The following is a 25,143-nucleotide window of genomic DNA, read 5'->3' as shown; positions in this document are numbered from 1 at the left end:
CCGGCGGGTGACGCCGGGGAGGCACCGTTCCCGACCCTGAGCAGATGGTGACGATGGTCCCGCCGTCGCGGGACCTCCTTCTCTGGTCACGCGGTCGTGCCGGGTGTGGCCTGGAGACGTGGGACACGGAAGGAGGCCGCCATGAACCTGCCTGAGCGGAGAGATGTCAGGTTCCCGTTCCCGGAGTTGCTGGAGTGGGTGGAGAACCCGATGTTCGGGTTCCGACCGTTCGGTCAGCTCGTCCGGGTCGAGGACTACATCGCCGATGATCGGTACGTGCTGCGGGCCGAACTCCCCGGGGTCGACCCCGATGAGGACATCGAGGTCACCGTGGACGGCGGCATGCTGCACATCCGCGCTGAGAAGACCCACCGGGCCACCGAGCCGCACCGCTCCGAGTTCGCCTACGGGGCGCTCTCGCGGACGGTGACGCTGCCGGCCACGGCCAGGACCGACGACGTCAAGGCCGTCTACAAGGACGGAGTCCTGGAGATCAGCGTGGGGCTGGAGGAGGAGAAGAAGGCCGAGGGCCCGCGGATCGCCGTCGAGCACTGACGCCACGACCGGGCGCGGACGGGGATGTCCCCCGCCCGCGCCCTTCGCGCGCCGCCTCGCGGTAGCCGTCCGCCGGGGGAGCGGTGACGGGACGAAGGTCCTCGTGCCGGGAGTCGTACGGCACTGCTCCTGAGACCGCGCATGCGGTGTGCTGTGGGTGACACGGAAACGGCGATCACCCTTCGGAAGGGGGGCCATCATGGACGCCACCGTCAGCAGGCCCGTCAGGGAAACCGGCGCCGCGCAGGCGCGACGCCCGGTCGACTACGTCTGGGCGGTCGCCCGGATCTCGATCGGCTGGGTCTTCCTGTGGGCGTTCCTGGACAAGACCTTCGGGTGGGGGTTCGCCACTCCGGCCGACCGGGCCTGGATCTCGGGCGGCAGCCCGACGACCGGGTTCCTCAAGGGCACGGGCGAGAACGCGCTCGGCGGCCTCTTCTCGGGCCTGGCCGGTCAGGCGTGGGTGGACTGGCTCTTCATGGCCGGTCTGCTCGGCGTCGGCCTGGCGCTGGTCCTCGGGATCGGCACGCGGATTGCGGCGGGCGCCGGCACCGCGATGCTGGTGCTCATGTGGGCGGCGGAGCTGCCCCTGGCCAACAACCCGTTCATGGACGACCACATCATCTACTCGATCGTCCTCGTCGGTCTCGCGCTCGCCGAAGCCGGACGCACCTGGGGGCTGGGCAACCTGCCGATCGTGCGGCGCACCGCCTGGCTGAAGTAGCGCGACCGATCCCGCGCCCACCTCCGGCAGCCGGAGGTGGGCGCCGGCATGCCCGGCTGGAAGACCCTGGTCAGGAGGACGAAAGCCTCTCGTTGAGGTGCCGTCACCGGGGGGACGATGGTTACATGAACCAGATCCTGCTCGGCTACGACGGCTCGGACTTCTCCGTGCAGGCGCTCGACTGGGCCCTGGACGAGGCCGAGCTCAGAAAACTGCCGCTGACCGTCGCCCACGCCTGGCAGTGGCCCTACGGCCAGGCGGCGGAGGAGGCCAAGGCCCACCTGCGCAAGGCGGCCGAGCACGTGCTGTGGCACGGCGCCGACTGCGCCCGCCAGACCAGCTCAGGCGTACGCGTCGAGACGGACCTCCACGAGGGATCCGCCGCCGAACGCCTCGTCGAGCTCTCCGAGGACGCCGCGCTCGTCGTGGTCGGATCGCGCGGGCTCAACACGCTGTCCAGGGCCGTCGTGGGCTCGGTGGCCGAGTACGTCGCCGTCCACGCCGCTTGCCCCGTGGTCGTCGTACGGGGGCCGGGACCGTTGCCCGTGACGACGAACCCCGGCCCGATCGTCGTCGCCGACCCGGCGCCGGACGCGGCCGTCCTGGAGTTCGCGTTCGAGGAGGCCGCCCTGCGCCAGTTGCCGCTCGCCGCCTCGGCGGACCTCGCGGAGCAGGCGGCGCGCCACCCGGGCGTGCGCACCGAGCCGCTCGCCGCCGGCGCGTCCGCCTCTCTCGTGGTCGCCGGCCGCGAGCACGCCACGCGCGCCGGTGTGGCGGGCGTGTTCCAGGGGCGCGTCCCGTGCCCCGTGGCGGTGGTGGGCGGCCGGAAGCCGGTCAGCGGGTCATGATGCTGATGCCGAGCATGCGGGCGCCGGTCTCGGTGCGCGGACGGTGCGTGCTTCCGGGCGCGAACACCACGTAGCTGCCCGGCCCGAGCCGCCGCCCCCGGTCGACGAACTCTCCGGAGATCACGTAATAGCGTTCCTCACCGTCGTGGACGTCGTCCTCCGGCCACTCCGTCCCCGGGGCGAAGTCGTACATCCACCCGCGCGCCCACTCCGTGGCGGGCAGGCGCCGCCGGATGATCCCGGGGACCACCTCGACCGGTTCGACCTCGTCCACGTGCAGGACCTGAACATCATCGGGCTCTCGCGTCATGGGACCCATCGTCGCGACGACGGGCCCCCGTGGCCCAGTGTCTGGAATGACGCCTTCGGGTACTTTTCTGCCATGAGTGTTCACCGGGTGGCCGCCCTGGTGCTGCCGCCGCAGTCCACGTTCGAGCTGGCCTGCGCCGCCGAGGTCTTCGGCATGAGCCGCCCCGGGCTGCCCGCCCGCTACGCGTTCGCCGTGTGCGGGGAGCGGCCGGGCGCGGTCCCGACCCTGGCGGGCTACGACATGGTCGTACGCCTGGGACTGGCCGCGCTGGAGACCGCGGACACGGTGGTCGTCCCCGGCTGGCAGGACCGCGAGCGCCCCGCGCCGCCCGCCGTGATCGACGCGCTGCGGCGGGCGCACCGGCGCGGCGCCCGCATCGTCGCGATCTGCTCCGGCGCGTTCCTCCTGGCCCAGGCGGGGCTGCTCGACCACCGCAGGGCCACCACCCACTGGCGGATGGCCGCCGACCTCGCCGCGCGCTTCCCCGATGTCCAGGTCGAGCCCGACACGCTCTACATCGACCTGGGCGACGTCGCCACCAGCGCGGGCACCGCCGCGGGCATCGACCTGTGCCTGCACCTGGCCCGCGCCGACCACGGCGCCGCGCACGCCGCCAGGATCGCCCGGCACATGGTCATGCCGCCGCACCGTGAGGGCGGCCAGCTCCAGTACGCCGCCCAGGACCGCGACGGCCACCCGCCGGAGTCGCTCGCCCTCGTCCTCGACTGGGCGCTCGAACGGCTGCACGAGCCGCTCGGCGTCGGCGACCTCGCCGCCCAGGCCGGCATCTCCCCCCGGACGCTCGCCCGCCGGTTCGCCGGGCAGCTCGGCGTCACCCCCGGCCGCTGGCTGCTCCAGCAGCGCGTCGCGGCGGCCCGGACCCTCCTGGAGGAGACGGACCTCCCCGTGGAGGCGATCGCGACCAGGGTCGGCCTGTCGTCGGCCGCCAACCTCCGCAGACGCTTCCACACCCTGGTGCGTACGACTCCCGCCGCCTACCGCCGATCCTTCGCGCCGTGCGGAGATCGCTGAAAACCGGTGGACGGCGTCGTTAGTGTGGCTCGCATGACTGTCGTGGACGTCGACCGGTTCGTGACCGAAGGATTCGCCAAGCTGGAGGCGGCCGTGCCCCGTGAGGTCGCGGACGCGGCCAGTGCGCAGGTGTGGCAGCAGATCGGGCTCTCGCCCGACGACCCCGCCGGCTGGCGGGAGCCGGTGGTGTGGACCGCCGACATGACCGGCCATGGCGCCTTCGGCGAGCTGGCGCGCAGCCCGCGGCTGCGCGAGGCGCTCGACGAGATCGCCGGGCCCGGTGGATGGGTGCCGCGCGCCGCCCTCGGCAACATGCCGATCCGCTTCCCCGGCAAGGCGCCGGTCGACGACCGGGGCTGGCACATCGACGCCTCGGTGGCCAGGCCCGACGGCTCGTGGGCGGTGTCGGGCCGGCCGGAGACGATGCTGCTGCTCGTGCTGCTGTCGGAGGTGGGCGACGACGACGCGCCGACCCGCGTCCGGGTGGGCTCGCACCGCGACGCGGCCGAGGCGCTGGGCGAGCGGGTGCTCGACCCGTTCGAGGCCGGGCCGCTGCTCGACGCCGCCTCCAAGGACCGCCCGGTGGCCCACGCGACCGGCCTGCCCGGCGACATGTACCTCCTGCACCCGCTGACCGTGCACGCCGCCGACGAGCACCGCGGCACCCGGCCGCGTTTCATGTCCCAGGGGCCGGTGTTCCTGAAGCAGCCGGTCGCCCCGGGAGAGGGCAACGCCCTGGCCCGCGCCCTGCTCTCCTGACTACCGGGCCGAGTAGCGTCCGGGCGTGCAGCCGTACTCCTTCACGAAGGCCGTGATGAACGCCGAAGGGCTGGAGTAGCCGACCCGGCGGGCGACCTCCGACACCGGCCGGGTCTCCAGCAGCGCGCGCGAGGTGCGCAGCCGCAGCTTGGTGCGCACCCGCGAGTAGGGCATGCCGAACTCGCGCTCGAAGTCGCGCTGCAGCGTCTTGACGCTGACGTGCAGCCGCTCGGCCCACTCGTCGAGGCGGACGCTCTCGCCGGGGTTGTGCGACAGCTCGCGCACGACCGCCAGCGCGAAGCCGGTGCCCGAGCCGGGGTGCCCGGCGGGCTCCGCGCTCGCCGGGGCGACCCCGGCCATGATGCGGGCACGCGCCTCCAGCGCGGCGGCCTCGTCGTGACCGGGACGCGCGATGGCCTCGATCAGCCGGGCCGCCTCGGGGGCGACGGAGACCGCTCCGGCCCGCAGCCCGCCGAGCGCCGCGGGGACCTCGCGCAGGCAGATCCGGTAGACCGTCTGCCGGTCGGCCGCCCGCACCTCGTGGGTGACCGCGCGGTGCGCCCAGAACGCCTCACGCGGGCCCACGAACTGCGCCTGCGCTCCGTGCCTGGCCGACAGCATGCCGTCGGGCGACCAGTAGAGCTGGTGGAGGAAGTCCTCGCGGCTCTCGCCGAACTCCAGCACGGTCGCCGACCGGTACTTGAGCACCAGGACGCCGGTGGGCCGGCCGAGACCGTAGCCGTACTCCTCGCACCGGAGCGGATCGGCGCCCGTCGGCCCCGCGAGGGACACGGTCTGACGTCTCAGCGACATCGGCTGACCTCCCGTCGACATCACAAGCAACTTAGGTAAGGGTAGCCTAACCATGCCTCGGCCAACTCGTGGCCTGGCCTTTCACCCTGTTCCGAGGAATGTTTCTGATGCGTTCTGCCCTGCCCTGGCGCACCGCCGGCGCCGTGGCCCTCGCGCTCGCCCTGGCGACCGGCTGCGGTACGGCCGAGTCCGGTGAGCAGCCCGCCGAGGCCGCCGCGACCCGGACCTTCACCGTCGACGACGGCGAGATCACCATCCCCGCCGACCCCAAGCGGGTCGTCGCGACCGGGTACGCGGTGCCCGTGCTGATCGAGGCCGACGCCGCCCTGGTCGGCATCTCCACGTGGAAGCGCGGCCTGCCGCTGATGTCCGAGGAGGACCTGGCGACGTACGACGGCCTGGAGAAGGTCGCGGGGGAGTCCGCCGCCGAGACCAACTACGAGGCCATCGCCAAGGTCAAGCCCGACCTGATCGTCATCGGCGTCCCCAAGCCGGTCCTCGCCGACGTGGACATCGAACGCCTCAAGTCGATCGCCCCGGTGGCCGTGATCGGCCCGACGGTGCCGTCGGCGTGGCGTGAGCTCTCGCGCCGCCAGTCCGACGCCGCGGGCCGCTCGGAGAACTTCGACGCCGCCAAGACCGCGTACGAGAAGAAGGCCGCCGGACTCACGGCCAAGTACAAGGACGCGGTGTCGGGCCTGAAGTTCGGCCATGTGGGCGCGTACGGGGACATCTCCGACGGCACGTTCCATCGTGAGTTCTCCGGGTCGTGGGGCCCGAACATCATCGAAGACGTCGGCGTCACCTACTACGGCGAGGTCAAGGAGAAGACCGGCGGTTCCGGCGACGTCTCGGAGTACCCCTCGATCGAGGAGCTGCCCCAGAGCCTCGGCGAGGCCGACGCCATCACCTACTCGGTCCAGGACGACGGCACGCCGAGCGAGGCCGTGAAGTACGTGCTCGACTCCGAGCTGTGGAAGGGCCTGCCCGCGGTCAAGGCCGGCAGGGTCTTCCCGATCCGCTACACCGAGGCCGCCACCTACGAGTCGGCGATGAAGACCCTGGACGCCGTCGACGAGGCGCTCGCGCCGCTGCTCGCCTCATGAGGATGGAGCGCCACAACCCCCGGGAACGGGTCGCCGAGCACCACGTCAACGGCAACGGCGTCGCCCGCGTCGGCTACCCGATCGGCATCCGCACGGCCCCGGTCGCCGCCCGCGAGCTGATCACCCCGCGCATGCTGCGGCTCACGCTCAAGGGCCCGGAGCTGGAGGGGTTCCACAGCTACCAGGCCGACGACCACGTGAAGATCGTCTTCCCGGACGCGGACGGCACCCTGCGCCTCCCCGTGCCGAATGACGAGCAGATGCTCGACTGGCCCGACCCCTCGCCCACCACGCGCACGTACACCATCCGGCGCTACGACGCCGACTCCCGCGAGATCGACCTCGACATCGTGCTGCACGACGGCGGCGTGGCGGCCACGTGGGCGGCCACCGTCCAGGTGGGCGACGAGGTGTCCATCGCCGGACCGCCCGGAGCCAAGGCGTTCCCGCACACGTACGGCCACTACGTGTTCGCGGTCGACGCGACCGCGCTGCCCGCGGCGGCGCGGTGGCTGGAGGAGTCGCCGCCCGGCGTCTCCGCGCACCTCGTGATCGAGACCGGCGACCCCGCCGAGCACGCCTACCCGCTCGCCGAGCGCGACGGCGTGGAGGTGATCTGGCTTGTCCGCGAGGGCGGGCGGTCCTCGCTCGCGGACACGGTGCGGTCCCTGACGCTGCCGGAAGTCCCGTCCTTCCTGTTCGCCGCCGGTGAGGCGGGCGACATCAGGCCGCTGCGCCAGTGGAGCGCGGGCCGGCTCGACTCGCTGTTCACCGGCTACTGGAAGCGTGGAGTCGCGGGGCTTGAAGACTGATCGGCGACGGGCGGCCATCCTCGTGGCCGCCCTCGCGCTCCTGCTCGTCGTGGCGGGCGCGAGCGTGTCCGTCGGCGCCCAGGCCATCGCGCCCGCCGAGGTCTGGCGCGCCTTCACCGCCTACGCCGGGACCGGCGAGCACCAGATCGTGCGCGGGATCCGGGTCCCGCGCACGGTGCTCGGCATCTTCGTGGGCGCCGCCCTGGGCACCGCGGGCACGCTGGTCCAGACGCTGACCCGCAATCCGCTGGCCGAGCCGGGCATCCTCGGGGTGACCGCCGGCGCGGGGTTCGCGATCACCGTCGGCGCCGTGCTGGGCCTGGCCGGGAGCCCGGCCGGGCAGCTCGGGCTGGCCTTCGCGGGCGCGGTGCTGGCCTCGGTCGCCGTCTACGCCGTCGGCTCGACCTCGCCGCTGCGGCTGGTCCTGACCGGTGTGGCGCTCAGCTCCGTCCTCGCGGGCGTCTCGCTCGGCATGCGGCTGATGCTGCCCGACGTGTTCGACACGTTCCGGTTCTGGTCCGTCGGAGCTCTGGCCGGGCACGAGCAGCAGCCGCTGACGCTCGCGCTCTGGACGATCGCGGTGGCGCTCGCCTGTTCCGTGGCGATCACCAGGCCGCTGAACGCGATGGTCCTCGGCGACGACGTGGCCAGGGCGCTCGGCGGGCACCTCGCGCGCACCCGGTTCGGCGTGCTCGTGCTGGTCACCCTGCTCGCCGGCGCGGCCACGGCCGCCGCCGGGCCGATCGCGTTCCTCGGGCTGATGGTGCCGCACCTGGCCCGCCGGGCGGCGGGCGCGTCGATCCCGTGGCTGATGGCCTACACGATGCTGCTGGGGCCGATCCTGCTGCTGGTCTCCGACATCGCCGCCCGCGTGCTGCTCCCGACGGGGGAGGTGCCGGTGGCCGTGGTCACCGCGTTCCTCGGCGCGCCCGTGCTCATCTGGGCGGTACGACGGCGCGGGGCGGTGCGATCATGACCGGTCATGTCGTGCTGCGTGCGGGCACGTACTCGATCAGGGTGGCGCGGCGGCCGCTGGTGGCGTCGCTCGCGCTCGTGGCGGCGGCGCTGGCGCTGGCGTTCACGGCGCTGTGCTTCGGCGCCTCGTGGTCGCGTCCCGGTGAGGTGCTCGCGGCGCTGGCCGGCCACGGCGACTCCGTCGTGGTGGTCCGCGACTGGCGGCTGCCCAGGGTCGCCGCCGCGCTGGTCTTCGGAGCCGCGCTCGGGCTGGCCGGGGCGATCTTCCAGAACCTCACCAGGAACGCCCTCGGCAGCCCGGACATCATCGGGCTCGACGCCGGCTCCTACACCGGCGCGCTGTTCGCCATCACCGTGCTGAGCGGCACCTCCGCGCAGCTCTCCGTCAGCTCCGTCGCGGGCGGCCTGGCCGCGGCGGCGGCCGTCTACTTCCTGTCGCTGCGCTCCGGGCTCAGCGGCATGCGGCTGATCGTCATCGGCATCGCCATGAACGCCATGCTGACCGCGCTGAACTCCTGGATCGTGCTGCGGGCCGAGCTGGAGGTGGCCATGGCCGCGACCGGGTGGAGCGCGGGCTCGCTGAACGGGGTCGACTGGGCCGAGCTCGTCCTGCCGTTCCTGGTCATCGGCGCGCTGACGCTGCTGCTGGTGACGCTGTCGTCCGGGATGCGCCAGGCCGCGCTGGGCGACGATCTCGCGGTCGCGTCAGGGGTGCGGCTGAACCTGCTCCGGCTGCTGCTCGTGCTGGCCGGCGTCGGCTGCACGGCCACGGTGACGGCGGTCGCCGGGCCGATCGTGTTCATCGCGCTCGCCGCGCCGCAGATCGGCCGGCTGCTCGCCGGGACGGCGGGGGTGGCGCTGATGCCCGCCGCGCTGACCGGCGCGGTGCTGCTGCTGGCCGCGGACCTCGTGGCGCAGGCGGTGTTCGCCCCCATCTCGCTGCCGGTCGGGGTGGTCACGACGGTGATCGGCGGCGGGTACCTCATCTGGCTGCTCGTCAGAAGGGCCGGGCGGACGTGAAACCGGTGGCGCGGCGGAGAACTGGTGCACGCCGCGTCATCCTCCGGGCCGCTCCCCGCGGCCGGCCGGACCGTCAGGCGCCCCGCCCGTCCCTGGACCGGCACCGTCCACGCGCTGCTGCGCCACCTGGCCGAGACCGGGTTCACCGGCTGCCCGGGGCGCGGAACCCGCGTGGCCGGGTGGCCGTGACCGTCGTGCCCTGGTCACCGACATCGGCTCGTGATGTGGACCTGGGATCTTTCCCGCATGAGTACGGTCGCGCGACGCGTGGCGAGCTGGCTGGGGCTGGCCGGCCACCTGGGCACGCTGGTGCCCTTCTACGTCTCCAGCGGTCTCATGGCCCCCCTCTGGGCGATCATCGTGCTGTTCGCGGTGTGGCTGGCCCTGCTGGTGGCCGCGGTCCAGGCGGTACGGGCCCGCTCCCCGTGGGGATTGCTGGTGCCGGTGGTCTCGCTGGCCTTCTGGTGGACCGCCATGTCCGCGGGCGGGACGTTCCTGGGCTGGACCCCCTGAGCGCGCGGACGATGATCGTCCGAAATTAGGCGGGGCTCCGGCCGCGGCACTCTTGACACTCCGGGGGGTGGGACTTAGCGTCTCTTTGCAGACGCATTTCGTCCAAATTAAATCCCCAGCGTACCGCTACGAAACCAGCTCCATAGCTCATCGCTCCAGCTACCGGAAGACGCCTGCGGGCGGGGTGCCGGCGCCCTCGTCACGCATGCCTTTGGCACGGTCCACAAGACCTTCCGCCACGCCTGGAAACCGCCACGAGCCGGGCGCGTCTTCCGCCTCGCCTCCCGGCTGACGCCCGGGAGCCCCCCAGCCCTCCGCCACACATCCCGCCCGCATGCCTTCCTGCCCTTCGGCGTGCGGCCGGCGACGTCACCGCAAGGAGCCCCGCATGGTCAGTGAGCGTGTTCCACCGCAGAGCGAACCAGGCAACCCCGACACCGCCACGGTGGCGGATCAGCCTAAGCACCGGCCGGTCGTGGCGTGGGTCATCACGCTCATGCTGCTCGGCTGCACCCTGATCAGCTATCTCGACAGGGCCATCCTGGGGCTGGTCGCGCAGCCCGCGATGGCGGACCTCGGCCTGACGGCCGCCGAGTTCGGGGCCATCAGCAGCGCGGCGAGCCTGCTCAGCCCGATCGCGGCACTGCTGTTCGCCTTCGTGGCCGACCGGCTGCCGCTCAAGAACACCCTCTTCACCCTCGTGCTCGTGTGGTCGCTGCTCCAACTGCCCATCTTCTTCGCCGCCTCGGCCGGGCTGCTGCTGGTGACCAGGCTCATCCTCGGCGCGGCCGACGCCCCCGCGAACTCGCTGATGCACTCGATCGCCTACTCCTGGTGGCCCAACGAGCGGCGCGGCCTGCCGGCGGCCATCCTGACCACCGGGGCGTCCTTCGGCAAACTGATCTTCGCCCCGGTCATCGTCGTCATCATCGCCGCGTTCAGCTGGGAAGCCGGCTTCCTGACCGTGGCGATCATGGGCTTCGTCTGGTGCGTCGCCTGGGCGTTCGTCGGCAAGGTCGGCCCGTACGCCGACGACGTGACGCCCGCCAAGGCGGAGGCCGTCGCGGAGGGCCCCGCCGACCCCACGGTCGGCAGGCGCGCGCCGCTGCTGTCCATCCTGCTGACCGGCACCTTCATCGGCTACCTTGCCGTCTTCACCGCGGCCGGGATCCTCGTGGTCATCGTGCTCACCTGGCTCCCGTCGTACTTCCAGGAGGGCCTGGGCTTCTCCGCCGTCATGGCCGGGTCGCTGTTCGGGGTGCCGAGCATCATGTCGGTGGTGTTCCTGTTCCTGTACGGGCCGCTGGGCGACAAGGCGCTCAGCAGGGGCGTGCCGGCCCGGGTGGTCCGCGTGCTCATCGGCGGCGCGCTGGTGGCGGCCGGCGGCCTGTCGCTGCTGGCCCTGCCGCTGGTCTCCGGCGTCGCCGGGCCCATGGCGCTGCTCATGCTCGGCTACGGACTGGTCACCAGCATCTACGCCGTCGCCAACCCGACGCTCGCCCAGATCGTGCCGGCCGCGCAGCGCACCAGTGTCCTGACGATCGGTCTCGCCCTGAGCGGCCTGCTCTCGGTGGTCGGGCCGTGGCTGGCGGGCGTGGTGCTCGACGCCGCCAAGGCGTCGGGGGCCGGGGCCGACGGATATCTCGACGTGTTCATGATGGCGGGCGGCATCGCCATCGCCGGCGGCGCGCTCTTCGCGCTGCTGGCCAACCCCGAGCGGGACGCGCTGAAGGTGGAGGCGGCCCGCGCCGCGCTCGCCGCGCGCAACGCCGCGTGACAGCCGGAAGCCCGGCAGTCCGAGCGGGCTGCCGGGCTTCCGCTATGCCGGCGTGACGCGGAAGACCGGGTACCGAGCGGCGATCCGCTCGAACTCCTCCAGCGGCGCCTCCTGATCCACGGGGATGTGGGTGCGGCCTCCGGGCGAGACGGCCAGGTAGCGGCGCAGGACGGGCGCGCGCGACCCGGGCTCCACCTCCTCCAGGCGCACGGCCTCGGTGCGGCCGTGGCGCAGGACCGCCCGGCCTCCGGCCGCGCGGACGTTGCGCACCCAGTTGGTGTCCTGGCCGAGCATCGCCACCAGGTAACGCTCACCCCCGAGGTCCGCGACGACCAGGGGGAAGGAGACGTCACGGCCGGTGCGCCGGCCTTGCACCCGGAGGGTCACCATCCGGCCGGTCCCCAGGATCCCCGCCGCGAACACGGTGGCCCAGACCCGGTTGATCGCCCGGGCCAGGCGGTTGGGCCGCCCGCCCCGATAGAGCCAGCGGTCGAGGCGATGCAGTCGTGTGGCCTTCATGACTCTCCTGTCCAATGTTCATGCACAGTGTTCATGAACACCGTACATGAACATTGGACAGGATAAGGTTGCCGGGTGACTCTGGAGAAGCTGACCCGCCAGGCCGTCGTCGAGCGGGCGATGAAGATCGCCGCCACCGACGGGCTCCAGGCGGTCACCATCCGCCGCCTCGCCGCCGACCTCGGCGTCACCCCGACGGCTCTCTACTGGCATGTCAAGAACAAGGACGAGCTGCTCTCCGCGCTCGCCGACCACCTGCTCGCGGCGCTCGTCGCCGACGTGGACCCGGGCCGGCCCTGGCAGCAGCGGCTGCGCGCGGTGGTCACCGCGCTGGTCGAGCAGACCCGCGCGCACCCCTATCTCGCCGCCCTGCTGCCGGTGATCGACAAGGGCACGGCCGAGGCCTACCACCGCGCCACCGACACCGTGATCGGGTTGCTCACCGAAGCCGGGTTCACCCTCCCGCAGGCCGACCAGGTGGCCACCTACCTGCTCATGGGCGCCACGGCCATGGTGTCCTGCCAGCCCGGCGGCGCCGGCGGCGACGAGGAGGAGGCCGCGGAGCTCAGCCGGCGGCAGCGCCTCGACCTCGAACGCCTGCCTCCCCGCCGCTACCCTCACCTGGCCGCCTTCGCGGCGACCCTCACCGGGCCTCCCGACCTCGACGCCTACTACTCCTTCGGCGTCGACCTGCTGCTGTCCGCGGTGGAGGCCATGGCGCCGGCCGCCGATCGCTGAGCGATGATCACCGAATCTGGCACACTGGGAGCGTGAGCGCACGAGGCCGTCCACCGGACCCCGACCTCGAGACCCGCGTGCACGCCGCGGCCCTCGAACTCTACGGGGAGGTCGGCTGGGCGGGGTTCAGCTTCGACGTGCTGGCCCGCCGGGCCCATGTGGGCAAGGCGACGCTCTACGGCAGGTGGGGGAGCAAGGAGAAGCTGATCGTCGACGCCCTGGCCACGGGGCTTCCGCGCCATCCGGAGGAGAAGGTCTCCGGTTCGCTGCGGAACGACCTGATCCGGATGGCCGGCGAGATCCTCGACAGCTACCTCGAACCCCAGGGGCTGGTCTACCTGAGGGCCCAGATCGAGGCCAGGGTCTATCCCGAGCTGTTCGGGCAGGCGCTGGAGACGTTCCAGCGCGAGCGCATCAGGATCGGCCGCGCCATCGTGATCGGCGCCATCGAGCGCGGCGAACTGCCGCCGGGCACGTCTCCCGCGCTCGTGCTGGACGCGGTCGCCGGCGTCCTGACCAACCGTTTCCTCTCGACGCCGATCAGCCAGACGGCCTCCCTGGCCGCGCGCAAGGACGCGTACGCCGAGGAGACCGTGGACTTCGTGCTCTCCGCCGTCCACTACCGCGCTCCGGGATCTTGACACCGCCCGGCGCCCGCTTTAGCGTCTAATAGACGGTTTTCGTCCGAAATTAGGGGTCTCATGACGGCTTACTCGCTGGATCATGTCGCTCTGGCCGTGCGGAGCTGGACCCAGGGCGGCCCGGTCCTGGCCGGCCGTTTCGGCGGCCGCTGGCGCCACGGTTTCGAGCAGGCCGGGGCCTTCAACCCCGCGCAGATCGAGTACGCCAACGGCATGCGGGTGGAATTGCTGCAGCCCGGCTCCGACCCGGCGTCGTTCGTCCGCCGCTTCCTCGACGGCACCGGCGCGCGGGCCCGCCCGCACCACATCACCTTCAAGGTGCGCGACATCCGGGCCAGCCTCGGCGCGGCGGGCGCGGCCGGGTTCGAGCCGATCCTCGTCAACCTGGACTTCGAGGGATGGCAGGAGGCGTTCCTGCACCCCAAGGACACCGGTCTCGGCTTCCTCGTCCAGATGGCCCAGGCCGAGGAGATGCCGGAGGAGCTGGCCGGCGACATGCCCGGCCTGAGCCTGACGCCCCCGTGGCCCGAACCCGAGGTCGCCTGGGCGGCCCTGCCCGCGGTCGCCGGGCAGGTGTCGCGGTGGGACCCGGTGCGCCGGGTGCTCCGCGACGTCCTCGGCGGCGCCGAGACCCCGCTGGAGCCCGGGATCTCCCGCTTCACCTGGCCGAGCGGGGCCGACCTGGTGCTCGCCACCGGGGAGGAGCCCGGCCTGCGGGCCCTCGCCTTCCGCGGCGACGGCGCGGTCTCCTGGGAGCTCGCCGACGTCCTGCGCGCCGCCGCCCAGGAGCCGATCGTGCCGGAGCTCGGCATCAGGGTCGCCGACCTGGCCTCGCAGCGGGTGGCCGGCTGAGCGCGATCGGGCCCGGAATCACGATGTGACCGTGACTCCGACACCCCGACGCGCGTCCCGCTCCCGAAAGGCCGCCGCCCCCGAACCGCGCCGGGTGCGCGTCGAAGGCGACCTCTACCACGGCCGGGTGCCCGCCGGGCGCGGTCTACATCGGCCGGGCCTGCCCGGGCATGCCGGGGAGTCCCTTCCACAACCCCTTCCCGGTCAAGACCCACGGCCGCGCCGAAGCGTTGCAGCTCTTCCGGCATCACCTGGTCGAGCACCCCGAGTTGGTCGAGGCGGGGGAGTCACAAAAAGCGTGGAGGTAAAGATCCTCCTATTCTGTAGTTCGTGGGGAATCGAGGGCATTCGGCGTCGGGGAGCGTGCGCATCACGCGTGCGATCGCGCGGTTCCAGCAGTGGCAGACGCTGCTGGGCAACCGGGCCAAGCGGCAGCGGGCCGGGGGCGCTGCGCCGTCGCCGAACTCGACCTGACCGGCCCTACCCTGCTGGCTATCGGCGACGAGACCAACGGACTGAGCGCGGGATGGCGACAAGCGTGCGGCACGATGGCGCGCATCCCGATGGCCGGTTCAGCCAGCTCCCTGAACGTCGCCAGCGCGGCGACCGTGGTGTCGTACGAGGCCGCCCGTGAGCATCGCGGCCCCACAGCATGACCTACCGTCACGCGATTGTCCGGACCAGCCATGAGGACCTGGCCAGCGGCGCGGTGCTGCATTCGGCCCCGAGGTTTCCCGCGTTCCCCGTCCGGCTGGCCAGCGAGATCTTCCAGCGGGCGCTGGCTCTGCGCGGGGGCGACCAGCCCGCCGTGCTCTGGGACCCGTGCTGCGGCAGCGGTTACCTGCTGACCGTGCTGGCGTTGCTGCACCGGCGCCAGATCGCTGCGGTGCTGGCCTGCGACCTCGATCCTGAAGCGCGGAACCTGGCCGAACGCAACCGCCCTGCTGAGCCAGGCCGGTCTGGCGGCTCGCGCCGCCGATCTCAAGGCCCGCGCTGCCCGCTTCGGCAAACCGGCCTACGACTCGGCCGCGCGTGCCGCCTGCCGTCTCGCCGCCGAACTCGACGCCGCCGGAGGGGACGTGCCGCACGCGGTGCGCCAAGCCGACGTGTTCGACCCTGCCCAGCTCCAGCGGACACTCGGCCGGCACGCACCCGACATCGTGATGACCGACGTCCCCTACGGCGAACAGACCCATTGGCGCGGTCCCAGCGCGGCGGCAGGGGTCAGCGGCATGGTCGAGGCTCTATCGGCCGTGCTCCCGCACGACAGCGTGATCGCGGTGACGGTGCGGGGCCGCAAGGTTCCCGCGGACCGTGGGCCGCGGCCCCAGGCGTCCTTCAAAATCGGTACCCGAGCCGTCGCGCTGTTCCGAACCTCCTGACGTCTTCGCACTTCCGCACGTGCGTGACAGTCGGAGGACGCCACATTCGTGGTGAGTTCCTCGTCCTTGACCGGCACGCCCCGGGCGCGCAACTGGTCTACGATCGCCGCGGCCCGGAACTCCTATAGCTCCGGCCGGCCCACCGCCGGCCCGCCGCACCCCAGGTGCGGCGGGCCAGGCGCGGGTATTGACCGCCCCGGTACGGACGATCACACTGGCGGAACGCCGGGGGAGTGCTCCGTTTCTGAATGTTAGCGATAACACGCGAAGGAGACGCGCATGTCGAGAGCCCTTTCCCGATTGGGCGCGGTGGTCGCCGCCGCCTGCCTGCTGTTCGCGTCGTTGTCCGTGGCCGACCAGAAGGAGGCCGCCGCGCTGGAACCTTTCACCGGATATCTGATGGCGCACTTCACCGGGGAGTCGACCAACGGGGAGCAGATCTACCTCGCCCACAGCGACGACGGGCTGCACTGGACCGACCTGAACAACGGCGCGCTCGTCCTGCGCTCCACGGTCGGCACGCGCGGGGTCCGCGACCCCGCCCTGGTCAGGTCGCCCGCCGGTGACCGCTACTGGATCGTCGCCACCGACCTGCGCATCGCCGCCGGCACGTCCTGGAGCGACGCCGCGAACCGGGGGAGCACCTCGCTCGTCGTGTGGGAGTCGGCCGACCTGGTGAACTGGTCGGCCCCACGGCTGATCAACGTCGCCGGCGCCATCCCCGGCGCGGGCAACGCCTGGGCGCCCGAGGCCATCTACAACCCGGCCACCGGCGACTACGTCATCTACTGGGCGACCAACTCGCCGCGCGACGGCGTGACCAAGCACCGCATCTGGTACGTACGCACGAGCGACTTCCTCAGCTTCACCGCGCCGCAGCCGTTCATCGAGCGCGGCGGCGCCCAGGGGATCATCGACACGCAGATCGTCGAGGTGCCCGGCGCCGTCGGCGGGTACCTCTACTACCGGGCGTCGGCCGACGGGCACATCTCGATCGAGGCCGCCAACTCGATCCTCGGCTCCTGGACCAGCCTCGGGAACTTGTCACACCTCGGCATCTCCAACGGCACCGGCGGCGGCAATGTCGTGGAAGGCCCGATGTGGATGAAGTTCAACGACCGCGACGAATGGGCGCTCTGGCTGGACCAGTTCGCCACCGGCCGCGGCTACATGCCCATCACCTCGACCAACCTGGGCAGCACGCGGAACTTCCACACGCGCTCCGACTACGGCATGGGCGCCGGCCGCAAACGGCACGGCTCCGTGCTCAGCCTGACCGCCGCCGAGGAGAACCGGGTGCTCGGCCGCTGGGGCGCGACCCTGCCGGTCAACCGCATCCAGTCGTACAACTTCCAGGACCGGTACGTCCGGCACGCGGACTTCGACGTGCGCCTCGACGCGAACGTCAGCCCGGCCCAGGACGCGCAGTTCCGGCTGGTGCCGGGCCTGGCGAACGGCTCCGGGTACGTGTCCTTCGCGTCGGTGAACTACCCCGGCTACTACCTGCGGCACTACGGGTACGACCTGGTGCTGGCGCCCGACGACGGCACCGCCGTCTTCGCCGCGGACGCCACCTTCCGCCAGGTCCCTGGGCTCGCCGCCTCGTCGTGGGCGTCGTTCCAGTCGTACAACTATCCCGACCGGTACCTCCGGCACTCGAACTACCTGCTCAGGATCGACCCGATCACCGACGCTCAGGGCCGCGGCGACGCCACCTTCCGCGTCGTGGGCGGCTGACGGCCTCCGGCAGGCGTCCGGAAAGATGGTCCATCGGACGCCGCCGCGGGACTTTCGTCCCTGCCGTGCACGGGCCCGCGCCGGAAACCTGGGCGGTGTCCGGCCGACGCCGGACCCACCAGCGTGACGACGTCAGGAGCGATACGTGAGCATGCTGCAGGCAGCGGTGACCCTGCTGGGCGCGGTGGGCGCGGCGATGGTGCTGTCGGGACCCGTCATGGCGATCCAGGGGGTCAGGGGGCGCGCGGAGATCCGCCGGGAACTGCGCGGCCAGGGCATCAGCTTCCCCCGCACGGGACCGCCCGCCGTGCTCGCCGGCCGGGCGGTCGTCACCGGCCCTCAGGCCCGCGCGTTCGCCGACGTGATCGGCGACAACGTGCTGGCGGCCACCGGCGGCCGGACCTACGCACAGGTGAGCGCCGAGCTGATGGCCGCGCCCGGCGGTGACGACGAGCTCGCGGCGCTGCGCCAGACGGCCTTCACCGGGCAGATGCTGCGCGCCTCGCTGCTCAACGCCTACCAGGCATGGCAGGTCACCACCCTGGTCATCGGCCTGGGCGTACTGCTGACCGCCACCGGCGCGGCCCTGCTCACCGCGAGCATCGCCCTGGCCCCCTGAACCCTGGAGCAACCTCCTTGACCACCGACCCCACCTCCACCACCACCGACCTCACCGCGGCCACACACCCCGCCGCAGGCACAGAGGCGGCCACACACCCCGCCGCAGGCACAGAGCCCGCCGTGACTACGGACCCCGTCGTGACCACGGATCCGGCCGCAGCCACAGATCCCACCGTGACTGCGGACCCGGCGGTGATTGCGGACCCGGCGGTGATTGCGGACCCGGCCGTGACTACGGACCCCGTCGTGACCGTGGACCCGGCCGCGGCCACAAACCCCGCCGTGGCCACAGACCCCGCTCTGACGGCGCGGCCGTTGCGGCGTGCGCGTCGTGACGTCGGCGCCGCGCCGTTCATCGTCATCTGGGAGGCCACCCGCGCCTGCCCGCTGGCCTGCCTGCACTGCCGCGCCGAAGCCCGGCCCGACCGCCATCCTGGCGAGCTGAGCACGCACGAGGCGCGGGAGCTGATGCGCCAGGTCGCGGCCTTCGGCCGTCCCGCACCGCTGTTCGTGATCACCGGAGGCGACCCCTTCGAACGTCCCGACCTGTTCGACCTCGTACGGTACGGCCGCGAGCTCGGCCTGGCCCCCTCCGTCTCGCCCTCGGCCACGCCCGCGCTCACCCCCGCCAACCTCAGCAGGCTGCACGAAGCCGGCGCGGCCGCGATCTCGCTCAGCGTGGACGCGGCCACGGCCGCCCGCCACGACGAGTTCCGCGGCTACGACGGCGTGTTCTCCCGCACCCTGGCCGCCTGGCGGGCGGCGCGCCAAGCTGGGCTCAAGGTGCAGATCAACACCACGGTGACCCGCCGCAACCTGTCCCAGCTGCCGGACATCGCCCGGCTGGTACGCGACCACGGCGCCATGCTGTGGAGCGTCTTCTTCCTCGTGCCCACCGGCCGGGGCAGGGCTCTCGCGGCGCTGAGCCCGCAGGAGGCCGAGGACGTGCTGCACTTCGTCCACGACCTCGGGACCGTGGTCCCGGTCAAGACCACCGAGGCACACCACTTCCGGCGCGTCGCCGTACAGCGGCTCATCCTGGCGGAACACGGCGCCGACCATGCCGCCGAGCTCGGGCTCGGCCCGCTCTACCGGGATCTGCGGCGGCGCGCCCGGCGCGCCGGGCTGATCAGGGAGCGCCGGACCCGCCGCCCGCCGATCGACGTCAACGCCGGTCGCGGCCTGGTGTTCGTCTCCCACACCGGGAGCGTGCACCCGTCCGGTTTCCTCCCCGTGGCCTGCGGCGACGTGCGCGAGCGGCCGCTGACCGAGATCTACCGGAACGCTCCACTGTTCCGCGCGCTGCGCGATCCCGGACGGCTCTCCGGACGCTGCGGCGCCTGCGAGTTCCGGGCCGTCTGCGGCGGTTCACGCTCTCGCGCGTACGCCTGCACGGGCGACGTGTTCGCCGAGGAGCCCTGGTGCGGCTACCAGCCGGGCAGCTTCCCCTACCAGCGGGAGCTCACGCCCTACCTCCCGTAGGAAGAGGCCCGAGAGAGGTAGGGCCCTCACGGAAGGCGGCCTCGGCAGAGCCGAGCGCCCACCCGTCCCCGGCGCTCCGCAGCCGGGCGACACGCGCTGGGGACCGGCCGTGGCCGCTCAGGGCGATCACGGTCCGGGCCGGGCGGCACGTGTTGTGGACCGGCCATGGTGCCTCAGGGCGACCACGGTCCGGGCCGAGCGGTACGCGTCGTGGACCGGCCATGGTGGCTTAAGGCGATCAGGGTCCGAGCTGAGCGGCACGTGTTGTGGACCGGCCGTGGTGGCTCAGGGCGAGCACGGTCCGAGCTGGGCGGCACGCGTCGCGGACCCGGCCATGGTCGCTCAGGGCGACCACGGTCCGAGACGGCCGTGGCCGCTCAAGGCGACCATGGTCCCTCGGCGAGGCGTTCGACCGTCCAGGCGAGCCCGTGTCTGGCGGTCTCGGTGTCCGGCGTGCGCGTGTGCGGCCCGCACAGCAGTACGGCGAAGTCCGCCACGTCGGCCAGCGCCCACCGCAGCCGGTAGAGCGCGATCGCCGCCACGTCCACCTGCCTGCCGGTGGCCCGCACGTAGGCGTCCAGCGCGGCCGGGTCGGGAGAGACCACGGCCAGGTCGCGCTCGGGCACCGCCAGCCCCACGGTGTCCCAGTCCACCAGCAGCAGCCGGCCGTCGTCGCGCTTGATCAGGTTGCCGGGATGCGGCTCACCGTGCGTGACCACGAGCCCGTCCCCGCGCCCGCGCACCCGTCCGGCCAGCTCGTCGAACTCGGCCAGCCGCTCCAGCACGGCACCGGCGTGCTTCCTGAGCAGCACGCCCGCCTCCGCCGAGAACGGCCCGTCAGCGCCCGGGTCCGCCAGCGACTCCACCAGCCGGTCGCGCCCCGGCACGTCCAGGACGGCGACGGGCGTCGTCTCCGGCGGGACGCGGCCGTGCAGGTCAGCGAGCAGCGCCAGCAGCCGGTCGCGCTCCTCGGGCGTCTGCTCCTGCCCGAAATGACCGGACGTGCCCGCTTCCCAAGGGAAGACGGTGACCGCGTACCGCGGCCCCGCCGCCATCACCGGATCGCCGCCGCGGGACCGTACCGGAGCCACCACGAACTCCAGCCCGTCACGCTCGCGCAGCACCGCCGCGGTCTCCATGGCCCGCCTCAGCCCCGGCAGCCCGTGCTCCTTGCGCGCCGGGTCCGACACCGTGGCGAACCACCGCCGGCCGCCGGTGTCCAGCACCGTCCAGTGGTAGTCGCCGAACCCCACCGGCGCGTACGCGACCTGTTCGGCCGCCACGCCGAACGCCCGCAGCGCCGCCACCAGGTCGGCCTCGCCGAACCCGTCCGGAAGATCTTCCATCGGCCCAGGTTAACCTCGGCGGGCGACCGGCTGCTCGGGCACCCGGGCGACGACCTCGTCGGGGAACAGGCCGTGGCGCAGCACCACCCGGCCGCGGGCGTGGTGGCGGGCGCGGACGCCGGCGTCCTCCTCGGCGGCGAAGACCTCGGCCATCCGGATCGCGAGCAGCACCTCGGTGAGGCCGACGCCCTCGCGGACCGTGCCCGCACGGGCGGCGTCCTCGACGAGCGGCCGGAAGGCGTCCGCCGTACGGGCGGCGAGATCGTCGAACCGGCCGGCCGAGCGCGGCAGGATCGGCGCGATCGAGCGGCTGGCGAGCTGCATGTCGAGCACGAACTCGAACACCTCCAAGGCCCCGGTGTCGCTGCCCCGCAGCTCCGCGGCGCGTTCCTCGATCCGGACGATGTTGTCCTCGTAGACCGTCGCCGCGAGCTCCTCCCTGGAGCCGAAGGTGCGGTAGAGGGTCGTGCGGCTGACGTCGGCCGCCCGCGCGATCTCCGCCAGCGCCACCTCGTGCCCGTGCTCCGCGAAGACCCGCCGGGCGGCCGCGAGCAGCCGCCCGCGGTTCCGCACGGCGTCGCGCCGCCTGAGCCCGGAACCCTACGATAAGCAGAAACGTACAGTGATGTACGGATACGTTGCGGCGTCGCCGACATCGCCGCCGAAGGTCTGGAGTGTCAACGGCGGAGGCGGGTTCCGCGACTGAGCGGTTCCGGCCGTGCGGATCTTCCAGGACAGATGCGCTTGTTGTTGATGTTGAGGCAATATGGTCTGCGGCAAGGACATCATGGCGAAAAGTGCGGGGGGAGCAGTCGGTGGCGGACCTCGGCCTCCACTTCCAGGCGCTTGAAGAGTGCGCGTCGGCCGCGCGTAAGGCGGCCAGCCGGCTCTCCGAACTGGGCGACGACTATCCGGTCACGGGCACGAGTTCGTCGATCTTCGGCAAGCTGACCGACTCCTCCGGCCTGGCGACCCTCGTCGACGACGTCGAGAACACGGTCGACACCGAGCTCGGCCACGCCGGCAGGAAGCTCAGAGGCGTGGAGCGCGCCCTGGACAAGGTGGAGCAGAACGTCCGCACCGCCAACAACGCCAGCGGCGCGGCGGCCTGATGGACCTGGCCACCCAGATCTCGCAACTGCCCGGCTCGCGCAGCGGGGAGCTCGCCGAGATCCTGCGCAGCGTCAGCGGCAACCCCGAGGACATCCGCGCCATCGCCACCAGGTGGCGGTCCGCCGCGGGCACGGTGAGCGAGCAGACCGGGCGCGTCACCACCGCGGTCAACGACGTCGACACCGCCTGGGAGGGCGCGTCGGCCGACGCCTTCGACGGGTACATGGGCAAGTACGACAAGGCGGGGACCGCGCTCCACGACGTGCTGGAGGACAGCGCCGCCTCCCTCGACACGGCGGCCGGGGCGCTGGAGACGGCCGAGTCGGAGATCACCTCGATCTGCAACCGCCTGGTCGAGTACGCCGACAGCCACAGCGACGACCGCGACGCCGTCGCCACCGAGGTCGGCAACGCGATCGACGCCGCCACGCCGCACAAGACGGAGGCCAACACCGCCGTCACCACCGCCATGACCAAGATCCAGGGCTACCTGGACGACCACGAGTCGACCTTCGCCGCCATCAAGGCGCCCGGCGACCAGACGTTCGTGCCGGCGCCGGGCCACACCGTCGTGTGGGAGCCGTCGACGCTGCCGGACGACTTCATGAGGACGACGTACCAGAGCGGGGGCGACGGCACACCGCCCGGCGGGACCACTCCGTACTCCGCGACCGGTCCGGGCACCGGGACCACCTCGTACGCGGGCGGCTCCGGCGCGCCGCCGCAGCCGCTGTCGTTCGCGCCGGGCACCGCCACCGGCGACCGCATCGTCGAGGCCGCCCGCATGCACCTCGGCAAGCCGTACGTGTGGGGGGCCAACGGGCCGAGCGCCTTCGACTGCAGCGGGCTCGTCTACTACACACTCAACCAGGCGGGCGTGAAGATCGGCGACACGACCGCCGCCGGATACCAGGCGAGCGGCAAGCCGGTCAGCACCCCGCAACCCGGCGACATGGTCTTCTTCGGCCACCCGGCCGGCCACGTGGGCGTCTACATCGGCAACGGCCAGATGATCCACGCGCCCCGGCCGGGGTCCGAGGTCATGGTGGCGAGCGTCGCCGCCGACGGGCGGCCCGTCAGCTACCGCCGCTTCACCTGACCCTCTCGGGCCGGCCACCGCTCCGGGGGCGCGGTCAGGCCTTCGGCTCCTGCGAGATCCGCAGCATGTTGCCCGAGGGGTCGCGGAACGCGCAGTCGCGCGGGCCCCAGGGCTGGTCGATGGGCTCCTGGAGCACCTCCGCGCCGGTCGCCCGGACCCTTTCGAAGGTCGTGTCGAGATCGTCGGTGCGGAAGATGATCATCGGCAGGGCGCCCTTGACGAGCAGCTCCTGGAGGGCGTCGCCGTCCTCCTGGGACCGGCCGGCGTGCGGCGTGGAGATCACGATCTCCACGCCCGGCTGGTCAGGGCTGCCGAGGGTGACCCAGCGGAACTCGCCGGACGGGACGTCGTTGCGCACCTCGAGGCCGAGCCCGTCGCGGTAGAAGGCGAGCGACTCGTCGACGTCGTTGACACTGATGTGGCAGTACTGCAAGGCGATGGTCATGCCGGCAACGCTAGGCGGCGGATTCGCGGCGCGCTTCTCGGATCGTGCTCGAAGCGTTTCTGGCCGGGCGGGTGCGGATCTTCGCCACGCACGGCGGCATCGCCGACACGGCGTGGTGCTCCCTGCCGCGGTAGGCGCTCGGCGTCTCACCCAGCAGCTCGGTGAACCGCGAGCTGAACGAGCCGAGCGAGGTACAGCCGACCGCCATGCACGCGTCGGTCACGCTGGCGCCCGCGCGCAGCAGCGCCATCGCCCGCTCGATGCGGCGGGTCATGAGGTAGCTGTAAGGCGTCTCGCCGTAGGCGGCCCGGAACTGCCGGGAGAAGTGGGCCGGAGACATGAGCGCGTGACGGGCCATCGTCGGCACGTCGAGCGGACGCGCGTACTCCCGGTCGATCAGATCCCGCGCCCGCCGCAGGTGGGTGAGGTTGTCGAGATCCTGCGGGGTCATGACGCCAGCGTATAACGACCCCGTAGCCCGCGAGCCCGTGGGGCCAGGCCGAGAACGGGCCATCGGCGGCGATCCCCGGGCCTTTGGTCCCTGACGAGACCACGGCCGGGCGCGGGATCGTAGGCCCATGTCACCTGTCATCCCCGCACCGGAGACGTCCCGATGACCGCGCCCCCGTTCGCGACACCCGGCGGAGTGAGCCGGATGGTGAACGCCGCCGCCGCGGCGCCGTCGGTGCACAACACCCAGCCATGGCGCTTCCGCTGCGCCGACGAGGCGACCATGGAGCTGTGGGCCGACCTCGGCAGGCTGCTCCGGGTCACCGACCCGCTGGGCCGCGGGCTCGGCGTCAGCTGCGGGGCCGCGCTGTGCAACCTCCGGCTGGCGGTCCGGATGACCGGGCACGACGCCCAGGTCGTGACGCTGCCCGACCCCGCCCACCGCCCCGACCTGCTGGCCCGTGTGCGCGCCGTCCCCGCGGGGCCGCCCGGCCAGGACGAGCGACTGCTGTACGAGATGATTCCGCACCGGCGCACCAACCGCTTCCCCTTCGACGGCCGCCGGCTGCCCACCGCGGTCCTCGTGGAGCTGGTCCACGCCGCGCACGCGGAGGGCGCCACGCTGGTCCTGCTGAAGGGCCGGACGGCCCGGCGCGTGCTCGGCATGATCGGCGCGGCCGAGGCCACGCTCGCCGCCGAGGAGTCCTACCGCGCCGAGCTCGCCCGCTGGACGGCTCCCGGCCGCCGCGACGGCGTGCCCCGGCACGCCGTCGGCCCCCGCCCGCGCGACGGCGCGCTGCCCATGCGTGACTTCCGCCTGGGGGAGGGGCGGCACGCGGAGGGCGCGCCGAGCGCCGCCTTCGAGGCCGATCCGCAGCTCGCGGCGCTGTTCACCAGGGGTGACGGGCCGCTCGACTGGCTGCGCGCCGGGCAGGCGCTCCAGCGGGTGCTGCTCACCGCGACCGCGCGCGGCGTGGCGGCGTCGCTGTTCAGCCAGCCGCTCGACCTGCGGCCCGCCCAGCACTCCGGCGACCGCGCCGGGCCGCTGGGCCACGTGCAGATGCTGATCAGGCTCGGGTACGGGCCGCCGGTCCCGAGCGTGCCGCGCCGCCCGGCGTTCGAGGTGCTCGACCCGGTGGAGGCCGCGCGCAGGTGAGCCAGGAGGCCGCCCGCGAGCCGGTGGGACGGAGCGCGATCGCCGGAGTTGACGAGCCGCCTCGTGCTGTGACATTCTGAGGGCGGCACCGAGGTTGACGCTTTTAGTACGCGTGGACATTCGTTTCCCGAGTGCGTTATGATGCTCCCTCGCGCTGCCACGCCGCCCCGGATTTCCGCCGGGGCTTTCGGTGTGCGCGCAGCTCGACTCCATCCGTGTTCTCCGGAAGGACATCTGTTGGCAGCCTCGCGCAACGCCTCCGCCGTACCCGCTGGTCCCCGTCGCGTCTCTTTCTCGCGTATCCAGGAGCCGCTCGAA

General features: G+C 72.7%; 30 protein-coding genes and 2 pseudogenes. 25 read left to right on the top strand and 7 right to left on the bottom strand.

Annotated features, from left to right (window positions below; genetic code table 11):
- Window positions 1–141: 141 nt before the first annotated feature.
- The 3 genes from AB0K05_RS39825 to AB0K05_RS39815 all read left to right on the top strand — a co-directional run bounded on the left by AB0K05_RS39825 (window position 142) and on the right by AB0K05_RS39815 (window position 2,127).
- Window positions 142–555 (top strand): Hsp20/alpha crystallin family protein, encoded by a 414-nt coding sequence (locus AB0K05_RS39825; protein WP_364236399.1) that lies wholly within the window; start codon window positions 142–144, stop codon window positions 553–555.
- 199 nt (window positions 556–754) lie between these two features.
- Window positions 755–1,279 (top strand): hypothetical protein, encoded by a 525-nt coding sequence (locus AB0K05_RS39820; RefSeq protein ID WP_364236396.1) that lies wholly within the window; start codon window positions 755–757, stop codon window positions 1,277–1,279.
- 125 nt (window positions 1,280–1,404) lie between these two features.
- Window positions 1,405–2,127: a universal stress protein gene (locus AB0K05_RS39815; RefSeq protein ID WP_364236393.1), complete on the top strand. Its 723-nt coding sequence runs from the start codon at window positions 1,405–1,407 to the stop codon at window positions 2,125–2,127.
- Here AB0K05_RS39815 and AB0K05_RS39810 read toward each other — a convergent pair.
- The gene (locus AB0K05_RS39810) at window positions 2,114–2,437 is read right to left on the bottom strand and encodes a cupin domain-containing protein (protein WP_148031801.1); all 324 of its coding nucleotides are present in this window, start codon (window positions 2,435–2,437) and stop codon (window positions 2,114–2,116) included. The genes AB0K05_RS39815 and AB0K05_RS39810 overlap by 14 nt on opposite strands.
- 72 nt (window positions 2,438–2,509) lie before the next feature.
- Between AB0K05_RS39810 and AB0K05_RS39805 the strand changes: the two genes are divergently transcribed.
- Window positions 2,510–3,469: a helix-turn-helix domain-containing protein gene (locus AB0K05_RS39805; RefSeq protein WP_364236390.1), complete on the top strand. Its 960-nt coding sequence runs from the start codon at window positions 2,510–2,512 to the stop codon at window positions 3,467–3,469.
- Window positions 3,470–3,502: 33 nt separating this feature from the next.
- Window positions 3,503–4,228, top strand: a complete 726-nt coding sequence (locus AB0K05_RS39800) for a phytanoyl-CoA dioxygenase family protein (protein WP_148031799.1) — start codon at window positions 3,503–3,505, stop codon at window positions 4,226–4,228.
- On the opposite strand, the gene AB0K05_RS39795 is transcribed toward AB0K05_RS39800, so the two are convergent.
- A complete protein-coding gene (locus AB0K05_RS39795; RefSeq protein ID WP_364236387.1) occupies window positions 4,229–5,041 on the bottom strand; it encodes an AraC family transcriptional regulator in 813 nt (270 codons plus the stop codon).
- 107 nt (window positions 5,042–5,148) lie between these two features.
- On the opposite strand from AB0K05_RS39795, the gene AB0K05_RS39790 reads away from it, so the two are divergent.
- The 7 genes from AB0K05_RS39790 (at window position 5,149) to AB0K05_RS39760 (ending at window position 11,244) form a co-directional block, all read left to right on the top strand.
- Window positions 5,149–6,147, top strand: a complete 999-nt coding sequence (locus tag AB0K05_RS39790) for an ABC transporter substrate-binding protein (protein WP_364236385.1) — start codon at window positions 5,149–5,151, stop codon at window positions 6,145–6,147.
- 2 nt (window positions 6,148–6,149) lie between these two features.
- Window positions 6,150–6,959, top strand: coding sequence for a siderophore-interacting protein (locus tag AB0K05_RS39785; protein WP_364236382.1), 810 nt, complete (start codon window positions 6,150–6,152; stop codon window positions 6,957–6,959).
- A complete protein-coding gene (locus tag AB0K05_RS39780; RefSeq protein ID WP_364236380.1) occupies window positions 6,949–7,935 on the top strand; it encodes an iron chelate uptake ABC transporter family permease subunit in 987 nt (328 codons plus the stop codon). Before AB0K05_RS39785 ends, AB0K05_RS39780 begins: the two co-directional genes overlap by 11 nt.
- Window positions 7,932–8,954, top strand: a complete 1,023-nt coding sequence (locus AB0K05_RS39775) for an iron chelate uptake ABC transporter family permease subunit (protein ID WP_364236377.1) — start codon at window positions 7,932–7,934, stop codon at window positions 8,952–8,954. The genes AB0K05_RS39780 and AB0K05_RS39775 overlap by 4 nt, the downstream gene beginning before the upstream one ends.
- A 24-nt stretch (window positions 8,955–8,978) precedes the next feature.
- A complete protein-coding gene (locus AB0K05_RS39770; RefSeq protein ID WP_364236374.1) occupies window positions 8,979–9,143 on the top strand; it encodes a hypothetical protein in 165 nt (54 codons plus the stop codon).
- Window positions 9,144–9,200: 57 nt separating this feature from the next.
- Entirely contained in the window at window positions 9,201–9,467 is a 267-nt protein-coding gene (locus tag AB0K05_RS39765; RefSeq protein WP_219545885.1) for a hypothetical protein, read from the top strand.
- Window positions 9,468–9,855: 388 nt separating this feature from the next.
- A complete protein-coding gene (locus AB0K05_RS39760; protein ID WP_364236371.1) occupies window positions 9,856–11,244 on the top strand; it encodes an MFS transporter in 1,389 nt (462 codons plus the stop codon).
- 42 nt (window positions 11,245–11,286) lie between these two features.
- On the opposite strand, the gene AB0K05_RS39755 is transcribed toward AB0K05_RS39760, so the two are convergent.
- A complete protein-coding gene (locus AB0K05_RS39755) occupies window positions 11,287–11,763 on the bottom strand; it encodes a nitroreductase/quinone reductase family protein (protein ID WP_364236368.1) in 477 nt (158 codons plus the stop codon).
- A 75-nt stretch (window positions 11,764–11,838) separates the two neighbouring features.
- Here AB0K05_RS39755 and AB0K05_RS39750 point away from each other — a divergent pair, with 75 nt between their 5' ends.
- The 10 genes and pseudogenes from AB0K05_RS39750 (at window position 11,839) to AB0K05_RS39705 (ending at window position 19,216) form a co-directional block, all read left to right on the top strand.
- Window positions 11,839–12,501 (top strand): TetR family transcriptional regulator, encoded by a 663-nt coding sequence (locus AB0K05_RS39750; RefSeq protein ID WP_364236366.1) that lies wholly within the window; start codon window positions 11,839–11,841, stop codon window positions 12,499–12,501.
- 32 nt (window positions 12,502–12,533) lie between these two features.
- The gene (locus tag AB0K05_RS39745) at window positions 12,534–13,142 is read left to right on the top strand and encodes a TetR/AcrR family transcriptional regulator (RefSeq protein ID WP_187281177.1); all 609 of its coding nucleotides are present in this window, start codon (window positions 12,534–12,536) and stop codon (window positions 13,140–13,142) included.
- A gap of 60 nt (window positions 13,143–13,202) precedes the next feature.
- Window positions 13,203–13,994 (top strand): VOC family protein, encoded by a 792-nt coding sequence (locus AB0K05_RS39740; protein WP_271279186.1) that lies wholly within the window; start codon window positions 13,203–13,205, stop codon window positions 13,992–13,994.
- A 143-nt stretch (window positions 13,995–14,137) separates the two neighbouring features.
- Window positions 14,138–14,302, top strand: a pseudogene (locus AB0K05_RS39735) (hypothetical protein); the annotation flags it as partial.
- 162 nt (window positions 14,303–14,464) lie between these two features.
- Complete coding sequence (locus tag AB0K05_RS39730) at window positions 14,465–14,650, top strand: TrmH family RNA methyltransferase (RefSeq protein WP_345482622.1); 186 nt, start codon at window positions 14,465–14,467, stop codon at window positions 14,648–14,650.
- Window positions 14,647–14,871 (top strand): annotated as a pseudogene (locus AB0K05_RS39725) (rRNA methyltransferase); the annotation flags it as partial. The gene AB0K05_RS39730 and the pseudogene AB0K05_RS39725, both read left to right, overlap by 4 nt.
- A 4-nt stretch (window positions 14,872–14,875) precedes the next feature.
- Entirely contained in the window at window positions 14,876–15,376 is a 501-nt protein-coding gene (locus AB0K05_RS39720) for a hypothetical protein (protein ID WP_364236547.1), read from the top strand.
- A gap of 279 nt (window positions 15,377–15,655) precedes the next feature.
- Complete coding sequence (locus AB0K05_RS39715; protein ID WP_364236364.1) at window positions 15,656–17,113, top strand: glycoside hydrolase family 43 protein; 1,458 nt, start codon at window positions 15,656–15,658, stop codon at window positions 17,111–17,113.
- A gap of 145 nt (window positions 17,114–17,258) precedes the next feature.
- On the top strand, window positions 17,259–17,732 hold the full coding sequence (locus AB0K05_RS39710) for a hypothetical protein (protein WP_364236361.1): 474 nt from the start codon (window positions 17,259–17,261) through the stop codon (window positions 17,730–17,732).
- A gap of 230 nt (window positions 17,733–17,962) precedes the next feature.
- A complete protein-coding gene (locus tag AB0K05_RS39705) occupies window positions 17,963–19,216 on the top strand; it encodes a TIGR04053 family radical SAM/SPASM domain-containing protein (RefSeq protein WP_364236359.1) in 1,254 nt (417 codons plus the stop codon).
- Window positions 19,217–19,593: 377 nt separating this feature from the next.
- Here the strand turns inward: AB0K05_RS39705 and AB0K05_RS39700 are convergent, their stop codons facing one another.
- Window positions 19,594–20,562 (bottom strand): phosphotransferase, encoded by a 969-nt coding sequence (locus AB0K05_RS39700; protein ID WP_364236356.1) that lies wholly within the window; start codon window positions 20,560–20,562, stop codon window positions 19,594–19,596.
- 9 nt (window positions 20,563–20,571) lie between these two features.
- Window positions 20,572–21,135 carry a helix-turn-helix domain-containing protein gene (locus AB0K05_RS39695; RefSeq protein WP_364236354.1) on the bottom strand — a complete coding sequence of 188 codons (564 nt, stop codon included), beginning with the start codon at window positions 21,133–21,135 and terminating at the stop codon, window positions 20,572–20,574.
- 242 nt (window positions 21,136–21,377) lie between these two features.
- Between AB0K05_RS39695 and AB0K05_RS39690 the strand changes: the two genes are divergently transcribed.
- A complete protein-coding gene (locus AB0K05_RS39690) occupies window positions 21,378–21,674 on the top strand; it encodes a hypothetical protein (protein WP_148031783.1) in 297 nt (98 codons plus the stop codon).
- Complete coding sequence (locus AB0K05_RS39685) at window positions 21,674–22,774, top strand: WXG100 family type VII secretion target (protein WP_219545900.1); 1,101 nt, start codon at window positions 21,674–21,676, stop codon at window positions 22,772–22,774. The genes AB0K05_RS39690 and AB0K05_RS39685 overlap by 1 nt, the downstream gene beginning before the upstream one ends.
- 34 nt (window positions 22,775–22,808) lie before the next feature.
- Here the strand turns inward: AB0K05_RS39685 and AB0K05_RS39680 are convergent, their stop codons facing one another.
- A complete protein-coding gene (locus tag AB0K05_RS39680) occupies window positions 22,809–23,219 on the bottom strand; it encodes a VOC family protein (RefSeq protein ID WP_219545901.1) in 411 nt (136 codons plus the stop codon).
- A gap of 10 nt (window positions 23,220–23,229) precedes the next feature.
- Window positions 23,230–23,670: a helix-turn-helix transcriptional regulator gene (locus AB0K05_RS39675; protein ID WP_364236349.1), complete on the bottom strand. Its 441-nt coding sequence runs from the start codon at window positions 23,668–23,670 to the stop codon at window positions 23,230–23,232.
- Between the two features lie 162 nt (window positions 23,671–23,832).
- Here AB0K05_RS39675 and AB0K05_RS39670 point away from each other — a divergent pair, with 162 nt between their 5' ends.
- The gene (locus AB0K05_RS39670; RefSeq protein ID WP_364236346.1) at window positions 23,833–24,825 is read left to right on the top strand and encodes a hypothetical protein; all 993 of its coding nucleotides are present in this window, start codon (window positions 23,833–23,835) and stop codon (window positions 24,823–24,825) included.
- The last annotated feature ends 318 nt before the right edge of the window (window positions 24,826–25,143 follow it).

The organism is Nonomuraea sp. NPDC049486, assembly GCF_040676925.1.
GTDB classification, from domain to species: Bacteria; Actinomycetota; Actinomycetes; order Streptosporangiales; family Streptosporangiaceae; genus Nonomuraea; species Nonomuraea ferruginea.
This window is presented reverse-complemented; position numbering and strand designations above follow the sequence as displayed.

Bases quoted from the DNA above. Each gene is read 5' to 3' on its own strand.
- AB0K05_RS39715 (WP_364236364.1), top strand. From the start codon at position 15,656: ATGTCGAGAGCCCTTTCCCGATTGGGCGCGGTGGTCGCCGCCGCCTGC.
- AB0K05_RS39815 (WP_364236393.1), top strand. From the start codon at position 1,405: ATGAACCAGATCCTGCTCGGCTACGACGGCTCGGACTTCTCCGTGCAG.
- AB0K05_RS39790 (WP_364236385.1), top strand. From the start codon at position 5,149: ATGCGTTCTGCCCTGCCCTGGCGCACCGCCGGCGCCGTGGCCCTCGCG.
- AB0K05_RS39785 (WP_364236382.1), top strand. From the start codon at position 6,150: ATGGAGCGCCACAACCCCCGGGAACGGGTCGCCGAGCACCACGTCAAC.
- AB0K05_RS39820 (WP_364236396.1), top strand. From the start codon at position 755: ATGGACGCCACCGTCAGCAGGCCCGTCAGGGAAACCGGCGCCGCGCAG.
- AB0K05_RS39805 (WP_364236390.1), top strand. From the start codon at position 2,510: ATGAGTGTTCACCGGGTGGCCGCCCTGGTGCTGCCGCCGCAGTCCACG.
- AB0K05_RS39680 (WP_219545901.1), bottom strand. From the start codon at position 23,219: ATGACCATCGCCTTGCAGTACTGCCACATCAGTGTCAACGACGTCGAC.
- AB0K05_RS39775 (WP_364236377.1), top strand. From the start codon at position 7,932: ATGACCGGTCATGTCGTGCTGCGTGCGGGCACGTACTCGATCAGGGTG.
- AB0K05_RS39670 (WP_364236346.1), top strand. From the start codon at position 23,833: ATGACCGCGCCCCCGTTCGCGACACCCGGCGGAGTGAGCCGGATGGTG.
- AB0K05_RS39740 (WP_271279186.1), top strand. From the start codon at position 13,203: ATGACGGCTTACTCGCTGGATCATGTCGCTCTGGCCGTGCGGAGCTGG.
- AB0K05_RS39825 (WP_364236399.1), top strand. From the start codon at position 142: ATGAACCTGCCTGAGCGGAGAGATGTCAGGTTCCCGTTCCCGGAGTTG.
- AB0K05_RS39810 (WP_148031801.1), bottom strand. From the start codon at position 2,437: ATGACGCGAGAGCCCGATGATGTTCAGGTCCTGCACGTGGACGAGGTC.
- AB0K05_RS39675 (WP_364236349.1), bottom strand. From the start codon at position 23,670: ATGACCCCGCAGGATCTCGACAACCTCACCCACCTGCGGCGGGCGCGG.
- AB0K05_RS39685 (WP_219545900.1), top strand. From the start codon at position 21,674: ATGGACCTGGCCACCCAGATCTCGCAACTGCCCGGCTCGCGCAGCGGG.
- AB0K05_RS39755 (WP_364236368.1), bottom strand. From the start codon at position 11,763: ATGAAGGCCACACGACTGCATCGCCTCGACCGCTGGCTCTATCGGGGC.
- AB0K05_RS39765 (WP_219545885.1), top strand. From the start codon at position 9,201: ATGAGTACGGTCGCGCGACGCGTGGCGAGCTGGCTGGGGCTGGCCGGC.
- AB0K05_RS39795 (WP_364236387.1), bottom strand. From the start codon at position 5,041: ATGTCGCTGAGACGTCAGACCGTGTCCCTCGCGGGGCCGACGGGCGCC.
- AB0K05_RS39760 (WP_364236371.1), top strand. From the start codon at position 9,856: ATGGTCAGTGAGCGTGTTCCACCGCAGAGCGAACCAGGCAACCCCGAC.
- AB0K05_RS39800 (WP_148031799.1), top strand. From the start codon at position 3,503: ATGACTGTCGTGGACGTCGACCGGTTCGTGACCGAAGGATTCGCCAAG.
- AB0K05_RS39700 (WP_364236356.1), bottom strand. From the start codon at position 20,562: ATGGAAGATCTTCCGGACGGGTTCGGCGAGGCCGACCTGGTGGCGGCG.